This is a genomic window from Actinoallomurus rhizosphaericola (assembly GCF_024055675.1).
Lineage (GTDB): Bacteria > Actinomycetota > Actinomycetes > Streptosporangiales > Streptosporangiaceae > Actinoallomurus > Actinoallomurus soli.
Genome location: NZ_JAMXMW010000023.1, coordinates 1 through 21,585 on the forward strand (window position 1 = coordinate 1; position 21,585 = coordinate 21,585).

Consider the following 21,585-nt stretch of genomic DNA (forward strand, 5'->3'; position numbering starts at 1 on the left):
TCTCCGGGACCGGCCGCTACGTGCGGATGTACGGCACCGCCCGCGCGACCGCGTACGGCTACTCGCTCTGGGAGTTCGCCGTGTTCACCATCGGCGGCGGTGACGGAGGAGGCGGCGGCAACGGCTCCTGCCCGTGGGTGGGGTCCACCGCGCCGGTGTCCCAGCGCGTCGCCCAGGTCATGGCGCAGATGACCCAGGACCAGAAGATCACCCTGCTGCACGGCACCGGCGCGTCCTCGCCGTACATCGGGAACACCGCCGCGATTCCGTCGCTGTGCGTCCCGGCGATGGGCCTGGAGGACGGACCGGGCGGACCGGGTGACGGGCTCGGGGGCGTCACCCAGCTGCCCGCGCCGGTGGCCGGGGCCGCGACGTTCGACACCGCGCTCGAGCAGCAGTACGGCGTGGTGGCCGGCAGCGAGTTCGCCGGCAAGGGGGCGGACGTGGCGCTCGGCCCGACGCTGAACATCGACCGCGACCCGCGCTGGGGCCGGGGGTTCGAGAGCTTCAGCGAGGACCCGTACCTCACGGGGCAGATGGCCGTCGCGCAGATCAAGGGCGTGCAGAGCCAGGGCGTCATGGCCCAGGCCAAGCACGCCGCGGTCTACAACCAGGAGACCTACCGCAACGGCATGTCGGACAACGCGATCGTCGACACCCGCACGCTGCAGGAGATCTACCTGCCGGGCTTCCAGGCGGCGGTCGGCCAGGGCGCGGCGGCCTCGGTGATGTGCGCCTACAGCGTGGTCAACGGCAAGTTCGCCTGTGAGAACCCGTACCTCCTGAACACCGCGCTCTACCAGCAGGCGGGCTTCACCGGGTTCGTCACCTCCGACTGGGGCGCGCTGCACTCGGCCGCCCCCGCGGCGAACGCCGGCATGACCCAGGAGATGCCGGGCTCGGCGTTCTTCGGTGACCAGCTCCGGCAGGCGGTCGCGAACGGCCAGGTCAGCCAGGCGACGCTGGACACCATGGTGAGCCGGGTGCTGACCCAGATGTTCGCGTTCGGCCTGTTCGACAAGACCAAGACCGGCTCGACCGGCGCGGTCGTGACGACGGACGCGCACAAGGCCACCGCGCGCCAGATCGCCGAGGAGGGCACCGTCCTGCTCAAGAACAACGGCGTGCTGCCGCTGTCCACCTCCACCACCAAGAAGATCGCCGTGATCGGCGCCGACGGCGGCGCGGGCGTGGCGAGCGTCGGCGGCGGCAGCGCCACCGTCACCTCCTCCGGCACCGTCTCGCCGCTCACCGGCATCCAGAACCGCGCCGGGTCGGGCGCCACGGTGCAGTTCGAGGCGGCCGACGGCACCGGCGGCATCGACCGCGCGGTCACACTGGCCAAGTCGGTGGACGTGCCGATCGTGTTCGCGACCTACCCGCAGAACGAGGGCACCGACAACACCTCGATCGACCTGCCCGGCCAGCAGAACCAGCTGATCTCCTCGGTGGCGGCGGCCAACCCGAAGACGATCGTGGTACTGCACACCGGCTCGGCGGTGACCATGCCGTGGCTGAACCAGGTCTCCGGGGTGCTGGAGGGCTGGTACTCCGGGCAGGAGGTCGGCAACGCGCTGGCCGCGATCCTGTTCGGCGACGTCAGCCCGTCGGGCAGGCTGCCGGTGACCTTCCCGGCGAGCCTCAACGACGTGCCCGCGCACACCACCGCGCAGTGGCCCGGCAACGGCAGCCAGGTGCAGTACTCCGAGGGCCTGGACGTCGGCTACCGCTGGTACGACGCGAAGAACATCACGCCGCTGTTCCCCTTCGGGTACGGCCTGTCGTACACGACGTTCTCGTTCTCCAACCTCCAGGTCGGCGCGCTGGGCTCCGGCGGTTCGACGGTGACGGCGACCGTGACGAACACGGGGAGCCGCGCCGGGGCGGAGGTCGCCCAGCTGTACGTCGGTGATCCGGCCGCCACGGGTGAGCCGCCGCACCAGCTCAGGGGGTTCCAGCGGGTCGAGCTGCAGCCGGGCCAGAGCCAGACCGTACGGTTCACCGTGACCGCGCACGACCTGGCGCACTGGGACGACACGGCCGGCGGCTGGACGACGACGCCCGGCACGTACCAGATCCTGGTCGGCGACTCCTCCCGCAACCTGCCGCTGACCGGCTCGATCACCGTGGCGAGCGCGTTGAAGAGCGACGTGTCCGGCGCACCGAGCCGCACGCGCGCGGTCACGGTCGCCGACCCGGGCGGCATGAGCAGCCCGGTGGGCGCGGCGGTCCACCTGCGGATGACCGCCGTTGCGACCGGCGCACCGGCCTTCACCGCCACGGGCCTGCCGGCCGGTCTCTCGATCAGCCGCTCCGGAGTCGTCACGGGCACGGCCCGCCACGCCGGGACCAGCACGGTGACGGTGACCGCCACCGACTCCACCGGCGCCTCCGGAACCACGACCTTCGTGTGGACGACGACCAGGCCCCCGCACCGGGCTTCGCGCTGATTCCCCTCCTCCTCCGCCAGTAAGGATCCGACTCAATGCCGGTTCGTGGAAGATCCGTCACGTTCCTGTCCATGCTCGCGGCCGTCGCGGCACTGCTGGTGCCGGCGACGGCCACCGGGGCCGGCGCCGCCGCGGCGTGCATCCCGTCGGGCACCGACGCCGCCATCAACGCCGCCCTCACCGGGTCCGGCGCGGCCGCCGTCCTGTGCCCCGGTGCCGTCTTCACCTTGGGCAACCCGGTCCGGTTCACCGCCCCGAACCAGCGGATCGAGACCCAGGGGCTGCCCACCGACGACGGCCGGGCCACTCTCAAGCTGTCCGGCTCGCTCACGACGGCCATCAACGGCACCGACCAGTCCGGCGTGACGGTGCAGAACATCCAGATCGACGGCGGGCGGCCCACGCTCGGCCGCCTGGACGGCGGCGCCCTGATGGAGATGGGCGCCTCGGGCACCGGCCAGACCGTCCAGAACGTCTACGCGCACGACACCCGGAGCTGGTCGACGCTGCACTTCATCGAGGGCGCGGTCACGAACAGCACCCCGGCCTGCCAGGGCGCGAAGATCCTGAACAACACGATCGGCCCGGCGGGCACCGATGCGCCGAGCGGCACCTGGGCCGACGGCATCTCCCTGGCCTGCGGCACCAGCACCGTCCAGGGCAACACCGTGCAGGACGCCACCGACGGCGGCATCGTCATCTTCGGCGCGCCCGGCTCGTCGGTGCGGAACAACACGATCATCGCCAGGACGCGCACACTGCTCGGCGGCATCAACCTCGTCGACTACGCGCCCATGAACGGCAACTACACCGGCACCACCGTGACCGGCAACACGATCAACGCCCAGAGCGCCTTCATCAAGGTGGGCATCGCCATGGGCCCGCAGGTCTGGGGCTGCGGAACCGGCACCAACTACGGCGCCTCGGTCACCGGCAACACCCTGCAGGGCGCCCACATGGGCTACGGCTACGCGGTGAACGGCGTCCGCGACTGGACCGTCACCGGCAACACCGACACATCCACCCACGTCGGCACGCCGAACGCCGGCTGCGGCGGCACGGTCTCGCCCCCGGGCCGCTTCCAGGTGCAGTCGGCGGCCTCCAGCACCCTGCAGCCGGAGTTCGCGAGCGCCCAGCTGACGTACGTCCTCGGCGTCGCCGAGCACCCGCCGACGGGTCAGGTGGTCAGCCTGCGCGCCCACGCCAACGGCGAGTACGTCACCGCGGACGACGGCGGAGCGTCACCCCTCATCGCGAACCGTACGACCATCGGTGCGTGGGAGACGTTCGACCTGGTCCACAACGCCGACGGCAGCGTCAGCCTGCGGGCCCACGCGAACAACGACTACGTGACGGCCGAGAACGCGGGCGCGTCGTCGCTGATCGCGAACCGCACGGCCATCGGCCCCTGGGAGGAGTTCGACCTCGTCTCCTCGTGAACCTCAGGTCTCCTCGTGAATCTCAGCCGGAGGGTCGCTGCTTCTCCTGCGCGGCGATCGGCGCATCGATCCGGACGCCGAGCCTCGCGCCCTGCCGGTGCGGCCGAGTCGGCCGGTCATCGCTCCGGCCGCTCGGGTGCCCAGGGCAGAACCCGGCCGTCGCGCACGAGCCGGCCGTAGTGGTCGGGGTCGACCGGGTCGAACGCGAGGTTCAGCAGGGCGGTGGCGGCCTGTGCCGGGGTGGGGGCATCGCTGACGTCCCACCACATGGCGGAGGTGGCGGTGTTCATCATGCCGGGGCAGACGGCGGCCAGCAGGATGCCCCGCGCCAGGTCCTGCTCGCGGCGCCGGCGCGCGAGGGCGCGCACGGCGGCGACCTGGCCGATCTTGGACGGGATGTTGACGAAGCCGGGCCAGGCTCCGGCCCGGGCACTGCCGTCGGCGACCGCGTCGCGCCACGCGGCGATCTGCTCGTCCACTTCGTCCAACGAGGACAGCCCGGCGAACCGGTCGTGCAGCACGGGTGCGAGGTGATGAAGGGTGCCCAGCGAACTGGCCACCACGATCAACCGGCCGTTGTCCCGCAGCAGCGGGGCGAACGCCCGCAGGACCCGGGTGGTACCGAAGTTGTTCACCTGCGCGTAGGCGTGCACGATCGCGCGCGGGTCATCGTCGGGACCGACCCGCATGACGGCGTTGCCGAACACGATGTCCACGCCGCCGTGCCGCTCGCGCAGTCGTGCGGCGAGGCGGTCGGCGGCCTCGGGGTCGGCCACGTCGAGCGTCTCGCCGCGGACCCGGGCGCCGCCACCGGGCAGGGCGGCGACGGCCTGGGAGACCCGGCCGGGGTCGCGGCCGGTGAGGTAGACGGTGTCCTCGGGAGTCAGACGCCGGGCCAGGCCCTCGACCAGGGCCAGGCCCAGCCCCTGGGTGGCACCGGTGACGAGCGCGACTTTCGGTGTCATGACAGCCCCTCGACGGTGGCGAGCAGGTCCTCGGAGAGGGTCCACAAGCGGCGGGCGTTGTCCGGGTCCAGGGCGTAGCGGGCGACACCGTGCAAGGGCGGCGCGGCACCGCGCCGGTCGACGGTCTCGGTCTCATTGCCATCGACGAAGTACCGGCCGCCGATCCCCTCCAGCAGGGGCGACGTGGCCAGTAGAACCGAGGTCGCCGCGCCTTGCTCCGCTGTCTTGATCAGCTCGGGCGGCACCGTGCCGCTGCCCCGGCCACCGGTGTGGCGTTGCAGGTTGGTGTAGATCGCGCCGGGCATCAGCGCGTTCGCGGTGATCCCGTCGCCGGCCCAGCGGCGGGTCGCCTCGACCGCGAACAGCACATTGGCGGTCTTGGACTGGCCGTAGGCCAGCCACGGGTCGTAGGGACGGAAGGCGAAGTGGACATCGTCGAACACCACCGGGGAGAGCTGGTGACCGCTGGAGCTGACCACCACGATGCGGGCGGCCCCATCGGCGGCCAGGGCCGCGTGCAGACCGGTGGCCAGGGCGAAATGGCCGAGGTGGTTGGTGGCGAACTGCCACTCCCATCCCTGCGGGGTGTGCTGCTCGGGGCAGGCCATCACGCCGGCGTTGGCGACCAGGATGTGCAGCGGCCCCTGCCAGGACCGGATGAACGCCGAGATCGAGGCCGGGTCGGTCAGGTCCAGCCGGGCGACGCGCAGCGCGGTGTTGCCGGTGCCGGCGGTGATGTCCTTGGCGGCGCGCTCGCCCGCCTCCACATCGCGGACCGCCAGGGTGACTTCGGCGCCGGTGCCCGCCAGGGCACGCGCCGTCTCCACGCCCAAGCCGGATGAGGCGCCGGTCACCACCGCCCGCCGGCCGGTCAGGTCGATGCCGTCGGCGACCTCGGCGGCGGTGCTGGCAAAACCGAAAGGTGTGCGGATCAGGTTCATGCCGGCCACGCTACGGCGAGCGCTGATATGTCACCAGCGAGAAAAACTCAACCATGATATGCGTAAATGTCATGGCCTTCACCGACGTGTCGCTGGTCGCCCTGCGGGTGTTCCGGGAGGTGGCCGAGCGGGGCACGCTCACCGCCGCGGCGACCGCGCTCGGCTACACCCAGTCCGCGGTCTCCCGGCAGATCGCCACGCTGGAGCGCGCGGCCGGCTCGCCGTTGCTGGAACGCCGCCACAACGGGGTCCGCCTGACCGCGGCCGGACGCGTGGTGCTACGCCGCGCCGTCACCGTGATCGACCAGGTCGACGCCACTGCGCGTGAACTGGCCGGGCTGCCCGACGAGCCCGGCACGGTCCGGCTGGGCTGGTTCCCCACCGCCGGTTCCTGGCTGGTCCCGCGCGCGCTGGCCGAACTGCGGCGCACCCATCCGGCCATCACCGTGACCACCCGCGAAGGCAGCACGCCCGCGCTGGTCCGGGCACTGCGCGCCGGCACGCTCGATCTGGCACTGCTGGCCTCGGCGCCACCGTTTCGCGCGCCCGACACCGAGATCCCGGCCCTGCGGCTGCAGACGCTGACCGAGCGCAGCCTGCGCGTCGCCCTGCCCGCCGATCATCCACTCGCCCGGAACGACTTCATCGACGTGGCCGATCTCCACGGTCAGCGATGGATCGCCGGCTCGGCCTCGGGCGAGGACAGGGTGATGGGGGTGTGGCCCGGCCTGGACGAGCGGCCCACGATCGCGCACACCGCCCGCGACTGGCTGGCCAAGCTCCATCTGGTCGCCGCCGGCTGCGGCATCACCACCGTGCCCGCCGTACTCGCCTGTGCGGCACCCGACGGCGTGCGAATCCTGCCCGTCCGCGGCGGCCCCGCCGAACAACGCCGTATCGTGCTCGCCCGACTACCCCAGCCACCGTCCGAACCGGCCGCCCGCCTCGCCGACGCGCTGCGCTCCGCCGCGATCGAGACGGACACGTCGCGCTGACGAGCGCTCCCGGTTCGGAGGGAGTTGCTCACCGGCGGCCGGAGAGCCCGCGAACCGTGCCGCGCCGGAATCTCCCGGGGCATCGTGCCGTGGAGTGCTCAGATCGGCTGGGGCGGCGCCTGCAGCCCAGAGAACACGGCAGCGATCAGGCGTCGCCCCTGGGCCGCGCCCTCGTCGCTGTTCGCGACGCGCCACAGAAAGCTCATGAGCATGATGATGTCCGCCGGGTCGTGCCCCGGGGCGATGGTGCCCTCGGCCACGCAGGCGTCGACCAGCTTCGCCACCGCCGCGGTGGTCGGTGCCCAGGAGGCACTGATCACGTCCTGGGCTGCGGCGCTGTGCAAGGCGTCACCGAGGCCGTGCTTGATGCGGATGTAGGCGGCGAGAGTCTCGAACCACTCGATGAACGCGGCTTTCGCGGACGACTGCCGCGCCAGCACCTCGTCGGCGGTGGTGGTCAGGCGTTCGATGTCGTGCTGGTAGGCCGCGAGGATCAGGTCGTCGCGGGTCGGGAAATGACGGTAGAGCGTGCCGGCGCCGACGCCCGCGCGCTTGGCCACCTCACTCAGCGGCACGAGCGGGTTGTCCGCGAACAGCTCGTGGGCGGCCTCGATGATCGCAACCCGATTGCGCGCGGCGGCCTGGCGCTGCGTGCCGTAGGTGCTCGGCGTCTCGTCGTTCATGTGTCGATGATGCCCTCCGATTGATTCCCGGAGGATCCTCCGCTAGCTTGACCCGTACATGCGGAGAATCCTCCGCGTGTTTGACTTCAGCAGGAGGCGTCTCCCATGCGCTACGTGAAACTCGGCACCACCGGCCTCGACGTCTCCCCCATCGCGATCGGTGCGATGACCTACGGCGAGCCCGGCCGCGGCCACCCCGTCTGGTCCCTGGGTGAGGAGCAGGCTCGCCCGCTCATCAGGCACGCCCTCGACCTCGGCATCAACTTCTTCGATACCGCGAACATGTACTCGAACGGCTCGAGCGAAGAGATCCTCGGACGCGCGCTCAAGGACTTCGCGAACCGTGACGACGTGGTGATCGCGACCAAGCTGCGCCACCCGATGCGCCCCGGCCCCAACGGCAGGGGGCTGTCACGCAAGGCGATCATGACCGAGATCGACCACTCTCTACGGCGGTTGGGCACCGACTACATCGACCTCTACCAGGTGCACCGCAACGACCACGCGACGCCGCTGGAGGAGACACTCGAGGCGCTCAGCGACCTTGTGAAGATGGGCAAGGTGCGGTACCTGGGCGCATCCTCGATGCCCGCCTGGGAGTTCGCGAAGGCGCTGCACCTGCAGCGCGAGCACGGCTGGGCCCGCTTCGTGTCGATGCAGGATCACTACAACCTGCTGCACCGTGAGGAAGAGCGCGAGATGATCCCGCTGTGCCTGGACGAGGGCGTCGGCACGATCGTCTGGAGCCCGCTGGCCCGGGGTCGCCTGGCCAGAGCCTGGGACGACGCGAAGTCCACCGCACGTGCCGCGACCGACGGCGCGTACGCCGATCAGCTGTACGCGCCCACAGAGGAGGCGTCCAACCGCGCGATCGTAGAAGCGGTCGGGCAGGTCGCGGACGCGCACGGGGTGAGCCGCGCGCAGATCGCCCTAGCGTGGCTGCGCCGCCGGCGCGTGGTGACCGCTCCGCTGGTCGGGGCGAGAACGGCACAGCAGATCGACGACGCCGTGGCGTCGCTGGACGTGGTGCTCACCGACGAGGAGGTGCGCGCACTCGAGGCGCCGTACACGCCACGGTACGACTGGCAGGGCATCTCCGACGAGGCCGAACTGGACGCGATCCGAGCCCGTGTGCCCGGCATGGCCCTGACGTAGCACGCCGGGGGTCACATCGTCCGCTACGGCCTACGCGGTCAGGGTCGCGCCGAGCGGCGTACGGGGGTGAAGCGCACCGGCATCGCCTCGTACCCGGACACGAAGTTGGCGGGCCGGTGGGCGGGTTCCTCCGAGCCGGCCGGCTCCAGGTCGGGCAGGCGCGTGAGCAGCCGCTCGAACATGACGGTCAGTTCCAGCCGCGCGAGGCTGTTGCCCAGGCAGAAGTGCGGGCCGTTCCCGAAGGCGAGGTGCTCGTTCGGCGTACGCGTCACGTCGAACACGTCCGGGTCGGGGAAGACCAGCGCGTCCCGGTTCGCGCTCGGGTACAGCAGCAGAAGCTTGTCGCCCTCGGCGATGCGCCGGTCGTGCAGCACGGTGTCGCGCGTCGCGGTGCGCGCCATGTTCTTGATCGGCGAGACCCAGCGGAGCATCTCCTCGACGGCGGTCGGGATCAGCGACGGGTCCTCGACCAGCGTCCGCCGCTGATCGGGATGCAGGAAGAGCTGCCACGCGCCGCCGGAGATGACGTGCCGGGTCGTCTCGTCCCCGCCGATCAGGATCAGCAGGGACTCCTGGATGAGCGAGTCGTGGTCGAGGTGCTCGCCGTTCACGGTCGCGTGGATCAGCGCGCTGATGAGGTCGTCGCGCGGGCAGGCGCGCCGGTCGGCGATGGTGCGCGAGGCGAACTCGGTGAAGCCCGTGAACGCCCGCGTGGCGTGCTCCAGCAGGCCGGGATCGTCGCCGCCCGTGAGAGCGCGCAGCATGTCGTCGGACCAGGTGAGCAGCGTCTCCCGCTCCTCGGGCGGGAAACCGAGCGCGTCGCCGATGACGATGAGCGGAAGCTGCGCGGCGATGTCGTGGACGAGGTCGCACTCACCGCGCTCGCAGACCGAGTCGATGATCTCGTCGCAGATCCGCCGCAGGTAGTCGCGCTGGGCCGCGACCCGCCGCGGGGTGAACCCGGCGCTCACCAGCTTGCGCCTGAGCTTGTGCTCGGGATCGTCCATGTCGATCATCATGGGCAGGTTGGAGCTGTCCGGGCGGATGCCCTGGCCGCTGCAGAACAGGTCCGGCCGGCGGGAGACGAACTTGACGTCGGCGTAGCCCGCGACACCCCACGTCCGGCTGTTCGGGTCCCAGTAGACGGGTGAGTTCTCCCGCATCCAGCGCAGTTCCGCGTGGGGGCCGCGCCCCCAGAACTCACCGCTGGTCAGGTTGATGGCGTCGTTGACCGGTTGTTCGGGCATGGGCGATCACCGCTCCCAGGGCTCGCTTCTCCCGTACTGGACTGCCCGGCATACGAGAGTACATATTCTGAAAACATGTACTGTCAAGGCCCGGGTGACGTGATCGACGCGGTTCCGGAGGGTCTGGTGGAATGGGGCCATGCGCACGCACGGGTGGCGAGGCGATCCACCGAAGAGCGATGAGGAGGCGCGCCGGCGCATCATCGATGCCACCGCCCGCTGCGTGGACCGGTACGGCGCCCGCAAGACCGGCCTGACCGACGTCGCCGAGGAGCTGGGGGTCACCCGCGCGACGATCTACCGGTACTACCGGAACATCGAGGAGCTGATCAAGGCCACCTCACTGGCCGCCGCCGATGAGTTCACCGACCGGCTGCTCGCGCACGTCGCGCCGCTCGGCGAGCCCGCCGACATCCTCGTCGAGGCCCTGGCGTTCACCGTCGAGCGGGTGCCCGTCGAGCCGCATGTCGGCCTGCTGCTCGCGACCGGCCGCACGGCCAGCTTCGGCGCCGAGATGCTGTCGCCGATCGCCATCCGCCTCACCCGCGACCTGCTGGAACGCCTCTCGATCGACTGGCCGGCGCACGGGTACGACGACGCGGAACTGAGCGGCCTGGCGGAGTTCCTGCTGCGCCTGCTGCACTCCTACATCCCGGGCCCGGAGCATCACGGGACCGTCGCCGACGATCCGCGACCCTTCCTCCGCCGCTGGCTGGTCCCCGCCTTCGCCGCCGCCCGCCCCGAGGACAGGGTGCGGTACGCGGGCTGACCGCCCGACTTAGCGGTACTGATCGTACCCTTCTCTCTCGATCTCCAGCATCGCATCGCGAAATTTAAGGTACGGCGTGTACCGTAAGCTTCGCACGAGGCGAACGAGGAGAACACGTGATCACAGATGTCGTCATCGCCGGCGGTGGCCCGAACGGGCTGATGCTGGCCTGCGAGCTGAGCCTGGCAGGGGTCCGGCCGGTGGTGCTGGAGCGGCTGCCGGAGCCGAGCGAGGAACCGAAGGCGAACGGACTGCTCGGCCAGGTCGTGCGAATGCTCGACCGCCGGGGACTGTACGAACGTCTCAGCGGCAGTCCGGAACCGCCGCAGCCGAACTCCGCGTACTTCATGTTCGGCGCGATGGGCCTGGATCTGAGCCTGCTGGAGGACAGCCCCGTCTACGCCCTGCCGGTGCCGCAGCGACGCATCGTGCAGGTCCTGCAGGAGCGCGCCGTCGAACTGGGCGTGGAGATCCGGCGGGGACACGAGGTCGTCGGCCTGTCGCAGGACGACGACGCGGTCACCATCGACGTCGCGGGTCCGAGCGGGGCGTACGAGCTACGGGCCCGGTACCTCGTCGGCGCGGATGGAGCACACAGCACCACGCGGAAGCTCTCCGGCATCGGATTCCCCGGCGTCACCTATGACCGGATGACCGTCCGCACAGCCCACGCGACGGTCCCGGCGGACTGGGTCGATCCCGCGACCGGGGCGCTGAACGTGCCCGGCCACGGCGCGGTTCTGCCGTTCCTGCCCCACCGCACCGAGCGCGGCGGGTTCTCCTACGCGCCGATGCCCGGCCACCCGCCGTTGGTCAGCGCCACGGAGTGGGACCGGCCCGGGACCGACGCTCCGATGAGCCTTGACGAGTTGCGGGCGAGCATCCGCCGCGTGCTGGGTGTCGACGTGCCACTCGGGCCGCCCGACGGCGAAGGGCCTCACGTGCTGCGCCGGCTTACGGGCGGTAATACCCGGGTCGCCGAACGGTTCTCCGACGGCCGGGTGTTCCTGATCGGTGATGCCGCGCACGTGTACGCCGCCACGGGGGGAGGGCCCGGGCTCAACCTCGGCCTGCAGGACGCGGTCAACCTCGGCTGGAAACTCGCCGCCGTGATCCGCGGTAGCGCCCCGCCCGGGCTGCTGAACAGTTACGAGACGGAGCGGCGGCCGGCCGCTCACCGCATGATTCTGAACGCGCAGGCACAGTCGGCCCTGATAGCGCCCGGCGACGACGTCACCGGACTGCGCGAGCTGTTCGCCGAACTGCTCCGCGACCGGAGCACCGTGCAGCGCCTCGCCGAGCTCGTCGCAGGCGCCGACGTCCGCTATGACATGGGCGGACGCGGGGCGCACCCGCTGACCGGCCGGTTCGCCCCGGACCTGGAGCTTCACACGCCGACCGGGCCGGTCCGGCTGGCCGAGCTGACCAGATCCGCGCGTCCCCTGCTGCTCGACCTGACCGAAGAGGCGTCCCTGGCGGAGACGCTCGCCCTGTGGAACGACCACGTCGATATCGTCACCGCGCGCCCTCAGGACTCAGCGCCCACCGCCCTGCTCCTCCGACCGGACTGCCATGTGGCCTGGGCGTCCGCATCGCCCCGGCCGGATCCCACGGAAACGGAAGAACTCCGGGCGGCCGTGCAGCGGTGGTTCGGTGTGATCGAATCCGCCCGCCCCTGAGAGGAGGACGGTACGGGCGACGACACCTCTCTGCGCCACGCCGCTGCGAGCAGAGAGGTGTCGTCGACCGGGTCCGGCACTCGATGGACCGGCTCGTCGGGTCGGCCTCGGGTCAGCCGTTCCAGACCTGGAGGCTGGAGATCTGGCCGGCGGGCCAGCCGGTGTTCGCCGTGATGTTCAGCCGGAAGTACCGCTGGGTGGTCGCGGTGATCGGGATGGTCACCGTGTTGTTGCTCGCCGGGTCGAAGGTGTAGGCGGCGGACGACTTCACGGTGGTGAAGTCACTCCCGTTCGTACTGCCGAGGATGGACAGCGTCTCGGTGCGCGCGCCCCAGGACGCCGGCAACTGCAGGACGATCCGGCTCGCGGTCTGTGCGGAGCCGAGGTCGACCTGGACCCACTGCGGGAAGGCGTTGTTGGCGCTCTCCCAGTAGGTGCTCTGGTCGCCGTCGGTGACGTTGCCCGACGGGTAGACGTCGTTGTGGCTGGATTCGCTGGTGGGCTTGCCCGCCGCGAGGTCGGTGGACGTCGTGCCCGTGCCCGTGCCGGTCAGTGCGACGGTCGTCGGACTGCCGGCCGCGTCACTGTTGACCGTCAGCGTGCCGGTACGGGTGCCGGACGCCGTCGGCCGGAAGCTCACGTTGGCGGTGCAGGACGCACCGGCCGACAGCGAGCTGCCGCAGTTGTTCGTCATCGAGTAGTCGCCGGTGGCCACGACGGACGACAGCGCGGCCGCCGCCGAGCCGGTGTTGGTGATCGTCACGGCCTTCGCCGCGCTGGTCGTGCCGACCGCCTGGCTGCCGAAGCTCAGCGACGTCGGGTCGGCGCTGAGCGTGGCGGAGCCGCCGGACGAGCCCCCGCTCGGATAGACCTCGAACTCGGAGGCCTGAGCGGCGTTCCAGCCGGAGTTGGCGGTGACGTTGATACGTACGTACCTGGCGTCCGTGGCCGGCACCGGGATGTTCACCACGTTCGTCGGCGAGGTGAAGGTGTACGTCGCGGAGCCGACGGCCGTGCCGAAACCGGAGCCGTTCGTGCTGGTCTGCACCGACAGCGTCTGCGTGCGGGTGCCCCAGGCGGAGGACGGCGGCAGCTTCAGCGTCACCTTGCCGATGTTGTAGACGGCGCCGAGGTCGACCTGCAGCCACTGCGGCCACGAGCCGTTCGCGCTCTCCCAGTAGGTGTTCGCGTCGCCGTCGGTCGCGGTCGAGGCGGTCTGCGTGCCGTTCACCTCGCTGCTCGCCGTGGCCGTCTTACCGCGGGCGAGGTTGGTGTCGGCGCCGATGCCGCTGCCGGTCAGGGCGATCGTGGTCGGGCTGTTGTTGGCGTTACTGGTGACGGTGACGCTGCCCGTACGGGTGCCGGACGCGGACGGGGTGAACTTCACGGTCACGGTGCAGGACGCGCCGACCGCCAGGGTCGAGCAGGTGTTGGTCTGGCTGTAGTCGCCGCTCGCGCTGACGCCGGACACGGTCGCCGACGTCGTGCCCGTGTTGGTGACCGTGACGGCCTGCGTCGCCGACGACTGGCCGACGAGCGTGCCGGGGAAGGTCAGGCTCCCCGGGTTCGGGCTGAGGATCGGCCCGGGTGCGACGCCCGTGCCGGACAGCGGGACGGTGTTGGTGATGCCTGACGCGGAGATGCTCAGGTTGCCCGTGCGCGAGCCCGTGGCGGTCGGGCTGAACTTCACGCTGACCGTGCAGGACGCGCCGGCCGCGATCGAGCTGCCGCAGGTGTTGGTCTGGCTGAAGTCGCCGCTCGTGGCGATCGAGCCGACCGGAGCCGCCGCGGTGCCGCTGTTGGAGACGGTGACGTTCTGCGCGGCGCTCGTCGAGCCGGTCGCCACGCTGCCGAAGCCGAGCGCGGTCGGGCTGATCGAGATCAGTGACCCATTGTCCGGCAGGTACGGCGGGAAGGTCGGATCGGTGATGTTCTGGCACCCCGTCGAGCCGAAGACACCGGAGTTGCCGCCGCCGTCGGTCAGCGTGAACCCGACGCCGCAGTTGTAGATCGGCGCGGGCGCCTGCGTCCCGGTGGCGGTGCTGTTGGTGATCTTGGCCGACCCGCCGACCTGCTCCTGCACGACCCAGGTGCCGGTGTTCTGGATCGTCGCGTTGTTGATGGAGACGTTGGTGATGCTGGAGCCCGAGACGAACTGGATCGCCTCGAACGGGCTCTGCTGGATGAGCACGTTGTCGACGTTGACCTGCCCGGTCATGTTCGCGTCGCGCGCGTCGAACCACAGCGCCCCGACGCCGAAGTTCCAGTGCGGGTCGAGGCTGCCCGAGCGGATGATCGTGTTGCGCAGCACGTCGGTACGGCCCAGCGGCGTGGAGGTGAAGCGCTGCGCGACGTGGATGCCGCCGCCCTGGGTGAGGCCGGCGTCGATGACCCGGTTGTCGGCGACGGTGTTGTCGTGGCCGCCGTAGATGGCGATGCCGTTGGCGAGAATCGGATACTGGACGGTGTCGTGGTCGAACGAGTCGTTCGCGTCGGCGTTGGTGTCGGACCAGGTCGCCAGGCCGTCGTCACCGGTGTTGCGCACGTCGCTGTTCGTGACCTTCGAGGCGGTGACGCCGTCGTGGAAGTTGACGCCGTCCGCCGTCGTGTCGCGGATCCGCATGCCGCTGAAGACCAGGCCCGTCATGGGCCCGTCCATCCAGGCGCCGACCTTCTCGTGCTCGATCCAGATCCGGTCGACCGTCGAGTTGCTGAGCGCGCCGCCGATGCCGTTGACCTGCGCGCCGTCGTTGCGCTCCTGGACGTCGCCGAAGATGGCGAAGTCGGCGAGGTGGACATTGGCGGTGCCGTTCGGCGCCCAGCCGCCGTAGAAGCCGGGAGCCGCGCCGACGATCGTCGAGCGCCACATGCCGGCGCCCTTGATCGTGACGTTGTCCAGGACCAGGTGCCCCGGGATCTTGAAGGTCCCCTCCGGGATCCAGACGGTGCCACCGGCACCGGCTGCGGAGATCGCCGCGTTGAACGCCGCGGTCGAGTCGGCGCCGCCGGTCGGGTCGGCGCCCTTGCTGGTCACCGAGACCGACCCGGACGGCTGCGACAGGGCGCCCGAGACGTTCTCGAAGTCAGCGAAGTCGATCGTGTAGGAGGAGGCGTTGTCACCCGCGTCGACCTGCAGCCGGAACTTCGTGCCCGCCGGGTAGGTGGTCGAGAAGAGACGGTGGGTCTCGTCGTAAAAGTGGTGCGGGTTGCTTCCGGGCGTGTTCGTGAACGGGTACTCGCCGTAGTACCAGCTGTAGGCGTTGGTCAGCGTGAAGTCGCTCTGCTTCGTGCCGTTGACGTAGAAGGACAGCGGGGCCGTGTAGACCGAGCCGTTCGAGCTGTCCGGGATGCTGTAGCGGAAGACGATCGAGTTCGTGGCGACCGGGGTGGTGAACTCGACGTACTTGCCGCTGCCCTGCAGGGTCACGGCCTTGCGGTAGGAGGCCTCGGCGGGCAGCGTGTTGTAGGCGGAACTGGGGCCGATGACCGTGCCGTTCGTCGTGGCGTTCTCCGCCTGGACCTCGACGTACGGCAGTGTCGCGCCGACACCGCCGCTCGCCGCCGCGTCGGCGGGCCCGGCCGACAGCAGGACGAGGCCGACGGCGACGAGCAGGCCGCTGAGGAGAGCGCCGAGACGGGTTCTGCGTCTCGCGTACTGATCGGTCATGTACTGCTCACTCTCGGTGAGGCCCCGTGTGGTCACGGACTTCCCGGAAGACCCGCTCGCACGCACGCCGGCGAGCGGGAGGAACCGGATCGAGGGCCGAGACGGGCGGGGCTGGCGGGGGGTGGAGCGTGTTACAGGGAAGGTAACTCCCCCGACACCTCAGCGCAATATCCGAACAAATCGATGCAACTTCGTATCCGAACTTCTGCAAAATCTCGCGACGCCAGCACTGAAAGACCGTGGGTTGACGGCCGTCACCGGTGGTCACGACGATGACCACGTCGCGTGCGCCGGCACCGGCGGGCGGCATCGCGCGGCCTCCGCAGAGAGGGGACTTCCGTATGGGGCGGCCAGGGGGCGAGCGGCCGACGCTGGAGAGCGTCGCGGCCCGGGCGGGCGTGTCGCGGGCGACGGTGTCCCGCGTGGTGAACGGCCTGTCCGTGACACGGGCGAGCGAGGAGTCGGTGCGGCGGGCCATCGAGGAACTGGGCTACGTTCCCAACCACGCCGCGCGAACCCTCGTGACCCGGCGCACGGATCTGTTCGCGCTCGTGGTGCCCGAGCCGACGACCCGTGTGTTCTCCGCCGACCGGTTCTTCGCCGGTGTCGTCCAGGGCATCAGCCAGGAGCTGGAGGCCGCCGACAAGCAACTGGTGCTGATGCTGGCCGGATCGGCGGCGAGCCACGACCGGATCGAACGCTCGGTGGCCGCCCGCCACGTCGACGGCGTGATGCTCGCGTCCCTGCACGGCGCCGACCCGCTTCCGGCGGTCCTGGCCCGGATCGGGATCCCCGTCGTGTGCAACGAACGCCCTCTCGGCTCGGTCTCCGTGCCGTACGTCGGTGTCGACAACCTCGGTGGCGCGGCCGCCGCGGTGCGTCACCTGCTCGGTACGGGGCGGCGCCGGATCGGCACGATCGCCGGTCCGCCGGACATGGTCGCGGGGATCGACCGGCTGGCCGGTTACCGGGAGGCCCTGCGCGCGGAGGGGCTGCGGCCCGTCGTCGAGGTCGGCGACTTCACGCCCGGCTCCGGCGCGGAGGCGATGCGGCGGCTCCTGGCCGCCGAACCGGAGCTCGACGCGGTCTTCGCCGCGTCGGACCTGATGGCCGGCGGCGCGCTCGAGACCCTGCGCCGGGCGGGCCGGCGGGTGCCGGACGACGTCGCGGTCATCGGATTCGACGACGTCGACCTCGCGCGGGACACCGACCCGCCGTTGACGACCATCCGGCAGCCGATCACCGAGATCGGCCGCCGGATGGCGCGCCAGCTGCTCAGCCTGGTGGACGGAGCGGAGATCGATCCGGTCGTCACCCTGCCCACCGAGCTGGTCGTCCGCGAGTCTGCTTAGCCTCAGCTGCCGAAGACCTGGAACTCCCAGAGCGAGTAGCCGTACGGACTCCCCCGCTGGGTCCCGTACATCCGCACGTAGCGGCCGGATCCGGAGACGCTCACGTCCTGCACCCCTCCGGTGCCGCTGCCGGTCGAGTACACGGTGGTCCAGTTCGTGCCGTCGCCGGACGTCTGGATCTGGAAGGCCTTGCCGTAGGCGGCCTCCCAGTTCAGCACGACGTGGCTGAGCTGGTGCACGGCACCGAGGTCGACCTGGAGCCACTGGGGGTCGCTGAACGCGCTCGACCAGCGCGACGAGGGGTTGCCGTCGGTGGCGTTCGCCGCCGCGGTGCCCGAAGCCTCGGTCGAGGAGGCGGTCGTCGGCCTGCCCTGGGACAGGTTCGTCCCGGTCCCGCCGCCGCCACCCGGCGCCTTGTTGTAGACGGCCACGTAGTCGACGTCGAGCTGCCCGCCGGACACGGTCGCGGAGTTCGGACCGCCGCCGAACGCGTCGGGGAAGCCGCCGCCCATCGCCAGGTCGAAGATGATGAAGAACGGGTGGTCGACGGCGTTCGCCCACGTCGTGGCGTCCACGCGGTTCGCGCTCAGCGTGAAGTAGTTGCTGCCGTCGAGGTACCAGCGGATCTGCTCCGGCGAGACGGACCGGTCGATCTGCACGGCGTAGGTGTGGTACCCGCTCTGGCAGCCGGGGCACGCGTGCTCGCCGCTGCCGATGCCGGTCGACTCGTTGCAGGGCCCACCGGGGTTGGTGCCGCAGTGCAGCGTGCCGAAGACCGAGCTGCGGCCGTTGATGTCCTCCAGGATGTCGACCTCGCCCGACGTCGGCCACGAGGTGCCGGTGCGCAGCGTCGAACCGAGCATCCAGAAGGCCGGCCAGTACCCGGCGCCGTTCGCCGTGGTGACGTTCGGCTGCTGGATCGAGGCCTGCATCATCACGACGCCGCCCGGAGGCGCGCCGAACGTCGCGGCCTGCGTCTCGACCCGGCCGGACGTCCAGCCCGCGCGCGGGTCCGAGCCCGAGTGCAGGGCCTTGAGGACGAGGTGCCCGGCGCCGTCCTGGTAGACGTTCGCCGTGCTGTTGGTCATCGTCTCGATCTCACCGGTGCCGAAGCCGCTGCCGGGCCCGGTGTCGTACTTCCAGGTCCCGGTGTTGAGCCCGGTGCCGCTCGCGCCGGTGAAGTCGTCGCTCCAGGTCGTGGTGAAGCCGGCGGGCGGCGCGGGCACGGCGGCGGGCGCGGCCGCGCTCGCTCCGGCCGGTGCCGCGCTCGCTCCGGCGGGCGCGGCGGCGGCCGCCGGGGTGATCAGGCCGGCGGCGAGGACGAGCGCCCCGGCGGCGGCCCTGAGCCGGTTCGTCCACGAGGCGCGGCCGGTGGCCGGCGGCACCTCGCGACGGCGTCTCACGTGCCGTTCGAGATTCATGTGTGCTCCTTCACCGGGGTCGTACGGCGCGGGCCGTACGACCCCATTGGTGGGCGGGGGTCACCGTGGTGGTGCGGGGAGCGGTTCGGTCACCAGCCGACGGCGACGAGCAGGTACTGCGGGTCGCCGTGGGAGATGAACGAGGACTGGCCTGCGTAGTCGTCGTAGGGGAAGCCGTAGGCCAGGTGGTTGATCGCGTGGTCGTGCCAGAACTTGGCGTAGTAGTTGGCCGGAGCCGCCTTGTAGTACTGCGTCGGGTCGGACCACTGCGACTGCGGCAGCTGCGCGACGTGGCGGTTCAGCGCCGCGCACATGCCGGCGTTGTTCGCCAGTGAGCCCGCGCAGCCGGTGATGTTCGAGGTGCTCTCGTTGACGCCGACCGACTGGGCGTAGCTCGTGAAGTAGTTCGCGTACTGGCCGCCGGCCCGGAACGCGCTGTCACTGCCCGGCGCGGGGATGTAGTACGGGGCCTGGACCGTGGCCAGGTGCTTGAACTCGGTCGGCACCTCGTCCTGGAACCGCTGGAAGGTCGCCGCCCGGTCCTCGGCGAACGTCGCCTGGTCCTCTCCCACCTGCGTGTCGTACCCGTCCTTGGCGTGCAGGCGCATCGCCAGCTTCAGGCCGAACCCGTCGACGCGCGTGGTGTTGCCGTTGAACACCGCCGGGCCGATGGTGAACTCGATGAAGTCGCGGTACTGGCTGGTCGGCGAGCCGAGGTAGAAGTACATCCGGCCGGCGGAGTTCGCGGGCATGTCGATGTACGGCTGCTCGGCGATCGAGTGCGTCTGGCCGTTCCAGCTCCAGTACACCTGGCTGTCGGGGTACTTGCCGTTGGTCCGGTTCAAGATCTTGAACATCAGGACGTTCTGGGCGGCGGGGATGCCGCTGGTGTCGCCCCAGAAGGAGTCCGGCGGCGGGGTCGTGGTGGTCCCGCTGTAGACGGCGAACTCCCACAGCGAGTAGCCGTACTGGGTGCCGCGGGCCGTCCCGTACATCCGGATGTAGCGTCCGGTGCCGTTGACGCTCAGCGTCTGGGTGCCGCCGGTGCCGGTCGTGGTGCTGTAGATCGTGGTCCAGCCGGCGGCGGGGTTGTCCGAGACCTGGATCTGGAACGCCTTCCCGTACGCCGCCTCCCAGGTGAGCACCACCTGGCAGATCTGCTGTGACGAGCCGAGGTCGATCTGCAGCCACTGCGGGTCGCTGAACGCGCTGGACCAGCGCGTACCGGTGTTGCCGTCCACGGCGGCCGAGGCGGGGGTTCCGGAGTTCTCGGTGGAGGAGGCGGTCGTCGGGCGGTTCAGCGCCACGTTGCCGCCGCCGCAGGCGGCCGCCCTGGCCGGCCGGGGGGTGGCGGCGACGAGGCAGCCGACGAGGAGTGCCATCGCGGTGCACAGGGTCACCACGACGTGCGGCGGCGTGCGGCGCGGTGCCGCCGAGCGGGGGTCGGAGTGCATACGGCTCCCTTTCATGCGGAGGGAGAAGAGACGCGGGACCGGCGGGGGCGGGCCCGACCGGTGCCGCGACGGGGCGGGGGTCACGGTTCGCCGGATGCCGTCGGATACCGGCGGGAAACCTTACTGAGAGCGCTCTCAGGGAGAAGGTGGCCCCGTTTGCCACGCGAGTCAAGAGAGTCAGGATGTAACATTTCGGTAACAGGGTCGCGTCCGGAAGACTCGGCGTGCCGGACGTATGCGCTGGCCAGGGGATTTGTTGTCCGCCCCACCATTGGGCCCGGGAAACTTCGGCGAAATCCTCCCGGTGCCGGGACGTCACGGGAGCCGCCGGGCACTCGGGCAGCCGGTGCCGGGACGGGACCGCCGTGACAGGAGGCGACTCCTACGATGATCATCGAGCTCGCGAACGCCGACACCCGTAAGATCCAGGCCGCGCTGACGACCACCCGGCACCGGATGGGAGGCGCGGCCACCGGCAAGGTGCTGACGCTGGTCATCGTGACGAGTGAGGCCGCCCAGTACGACGCGGTGCGCGCGTCGACCCAGGCGGCCCGTGAGCACCCGTCCCGGATCCTGGGCGTCATCCCGCGCGCCGCCGCGGAGGAGACCCGGCTCGACGCCGAGGTGCGGCTGGGCGAGACCGGCCCCGGTGAGACCGTGCTGCTCCGGCTGTACGGCGAGGCCGCCGAGCACGCCGACTCCGTGGTGCTGCCCCTGCTCGTGCCGGACACGCCGGTCGTCATCTGGTGGCCGGGCACGCCGCCGGAACGACCGAGCGGCGACCCGCTCGGCGCCATGGCGCAGCGCCGGGTCACCGACGTGGCGTCCGGCGCGGACCCGCTGGGCACACTGAGGTGGCTCGCTGAGGCGTACTCCCCCGGCGACACCGACCTCGCCTGGACGCGCATCACACCGTGGCGGTCGTTGCTGGCGTCCGTCCTCGACCGGCCGCCCGACACCGACATCACCGCGGCGGAGGTCGAGGCGGAGCCCGACAATCCGAGCGCGGAACTGCTCGGCGGCTGGCTCGCCGCCCGCCTGTCCGTGCCCTGCGAGGTCGGCTCGGCCTACGGGCCCGGCATCACGGCCGTACGGCTGTTCACCAAGTCCGGGCCGATCGCGGTGACCCGCCCGGACGGCAGGCTCGCGACCCTGTCGCGGCCCGACCAGCCGGACCGCCAGGTCGCGCTGCACCGGCGCCCGACCGCCGAACTGATCGCCGAGGAGCTCCGCCACCTCGACCCCGACCAGGCGTATCAGGAGGCGGTGACCCGGTACGCGAAGGGCGAGCGCGGCCCCGATCGCATGACCTTCTGAGACCGGGCGGTGAGACCGGGCGGTGAGACCCGCCGGAACGGCGGGCCTCAC

General features: G+C 71.0%; 15 protein-coding genes. 8 read left to right on the plus strand and 7 right to left on the minus strand.

Annotation, left to right across the window (positions count from 1 at the left end; all coding sequences use genetic code 11):
- Positions 1 to 2,450, plus strand: a 2,450-nt coding sequence (locus NE234_RS36955; RefSeq protein ID WP_252785609.1) for a glycoside hydrolase family 3 C-terminal domain-containing protein, incomplete at its 5' end; no start/stop codon positions are given.
- A 35-nt stretch (positions 2,451 to 2,485) separates the two neighbouring features.
- Positions 2,486 to 3,889 carry a fascin domain-containing protein gene (locus NE234_RS36960; protein ID WP_252785610.1) on the plus strand — a complete coding sequence of 468 codons (1,404 nt, stop codon included), beginning with the start codon at positions 2,486 to 2,488 and terminating at the stop codon, positions 3,887 to 3,889.
- 116 nt (positions 3,890 to 4,005) lie between these two features.
- Here NE234_RS36960 and NE234_RS36965 read toward each other — a convergent pair whose 3' ends face one another.
- Positions 4,006 to 4,854, minus strand: coding sequence for an SDR family NAD(P)-dependent oxidoreductase (locus NE234_RS36965; RefSeq protein WP_252785611.1), 849 nt, complete (start codon positions 4,852 to 4,854; stop codon positions 4,006 to 4,008).
- Positions 4,851 to 5,795, minus strand: coding sequence for an SDR family NAD(P)-dependent oxidoreductase (locus tag NE234_RS36970; protein WP_252785612.1), 945 nt, complete (start codon positions 5,793 to 5,795; stop codon positions 4,851 to 4,853). The genes NE234_RS36965 and NE234_RS36970 overlap by 4 nt, the downstream gene beginning before the upstream one ends.
- A gap of 71 nt (positions 5,796 to 5,866) precedes the next feature.
- Between NE234_RS36970 and NE234_RS36975 the strand changes: the two genes are divergently transcribed.
- Positions 5,867 to 6,790, plus strand: coding sequence for a LysR family transcriptional regulator (locus NE234_RS36975; RefSeq protein ID WP_252785613.1), 924 nt, complete (start codon positions 5,867 to 5,869; stop codon positions 6,788 to 6,790).
- A 98-nt stretch (positions 6,791 to 6,888) separates the two neighbouring features.
- Here the strand turns inward: NE234_RS36975 and NE234_RS36980 are convergent, their stop codons facing one another.
- On the minus strand, positions 6,889 to 7,473 hold the full coding sequence (locus NE234_RS36980) for a TetR/AcrR family transcriptional regulator (protein WP_252785614.1): 585 nt from the start codon (positions 7,471 to 7,473) through the stop codon (positions 6,889 to 6,891).
- A 105-nt stretch (positions 7,474 to 7,578) separates the two neighbouring features.
- On the opposite strand from NE234_RS36980, the gene NE234_RS36985 reads away from it, so the two are divergent.
- A complete protein-coding gene (locus tag NE234_RS36985; protein WP_305886739.1) occupies positions 7,579 to 8,628 on the plus strand; it encodes an aldo/keto reductase in 1,050 nt (349 codons plus the stop codon).
- A 38-nt stretch (positions 8,629 to 8,666) separates the two neighbouring features.
- Here the strand turns inward: NE234_RS36985 and NE234_RS36990 are convergent, their stop codons facing one another.
- Complete coding sequence (locus NE234_RS36990; RefSeq protein ID WP_252785615.1) at positions 8,667 to 9,875, minus strand: cytochrome P450; 1,209 nt, start codon at positions 9,873 to 9,875, stop codon at positions 8,667 to 8,669.
- A gap of 139 nt (positions 9,876 to 10,014) precedes the next feature.
- On the opposite strand from NE234_RS36990, the gene NE234_RS36995 reads away from it, so the two are divergent.
- Entirely contained in the window at positions 10,015 to 10,644 is a 630-nt protein-coding gene (locus NE234_RS36995) for a TetR/AcrR family transcriptional regulator (RefSeq protein WP_252785616.1), read from the plus strand.
- 116 nt (positions 10,645 to 10,760) lie between these two features.
- On the plus strand, positions 10,761 to 12,323 hold the full coding sequence (locus tag NE234_RS37000; RefSeq protein WP_252785617.1) for an FAD-dependent oxidoreductase: 1,563 nt from the start codon (positions 10,761 to 10,763) through the stop codon (positions 12,321 to 12,323).
- Between the two features lie 112 nt (positions 12,324 to 12,435).
- Here NE234_RS37000 and NE234_RS37005 read toward each other — a convergent pair whose 3' ends face one another.
- Positions 12,436 to 15,990 (minus strand): choice-of-anchor D domain-containing protein, encoded by a 3,555-nt coding sequence (locus NE234_RS37005; RefSeq protein WP_252785618.1) that lies wholly within the window; start codon positions 15,988 to 15,990, stop codon positions 12,436 to 12,438.
- Between the two features lie 341 nt (positions 15,991 to 16,331).
- On the opposite strand from NE234_RS37005, the gene NE234_RS37010 reads away from it, so the two are divergent.
- Positions 16,332 to 17,342: a LacI family DNA-binding transcriptional regulator gene (locus NE234_RS37010; RefSeq protein WP_252785619.1), complete on the plus strand. Its 1,011-nt coding sequence runs from the start codon at positions 16,332 to 16,334 to the stop codon at positions 17,340 to 17,342.
- 2 nt (positions 17,343 to 17,344) lie between these two features.
- Here the strand turns inward: NE234_RS37010 and NE234_RS37015 are convergent, their stop codons facing one another.
- Both NE234_RS37015 and NE234_RS37020 read right to left on the minus strand, forming a co-directional pair.
- Complete coding sequence (locus NE234_RS37015) at positions 17,345 to 18,763, minus strand: discoidin domain-containing protein (RefSeq protein ID WP_252785620.1); 1,419 nt, start codon at positions 18,761 to 18,763, stop codon at positions 17,345 to 17,347.
- An 89-nt stretch (positions 18,764 to 18,852) separates the two neighbouring features.
- Positions 18,853 to 20,217, minus strand: a complete 1,365-nt coding sequence (locus NE234_RS37020) for a beta-1,3-glucanase family protein (RefSeq protein ID WP_252785621.1) — start codon at positions 20,215 to 20,217, stop codon at positions 18,853 to 18,855.
- A 387-nt stretch (positions 20,218 to 20,604) separates the two neighbouring features.
- Here NE234_RS37020 and opcA point away from each other — a divergent pair, with 387 nt between their 5' ends.
- Complete coding sequence (opcA, locus tag NE234_RS37025; protein WP_252785622.1) at positions 20,605 to 21,534, plus strand: glucose-6-phosphate dehydrogenase assembly protein OpcA; 930 nt, start codon at positions 20,605 to 20,607, stop codon at positions 21,532 to 21,534.
- Positions 21,535 to 21,585: the final 51 nt, after the last annotated feature.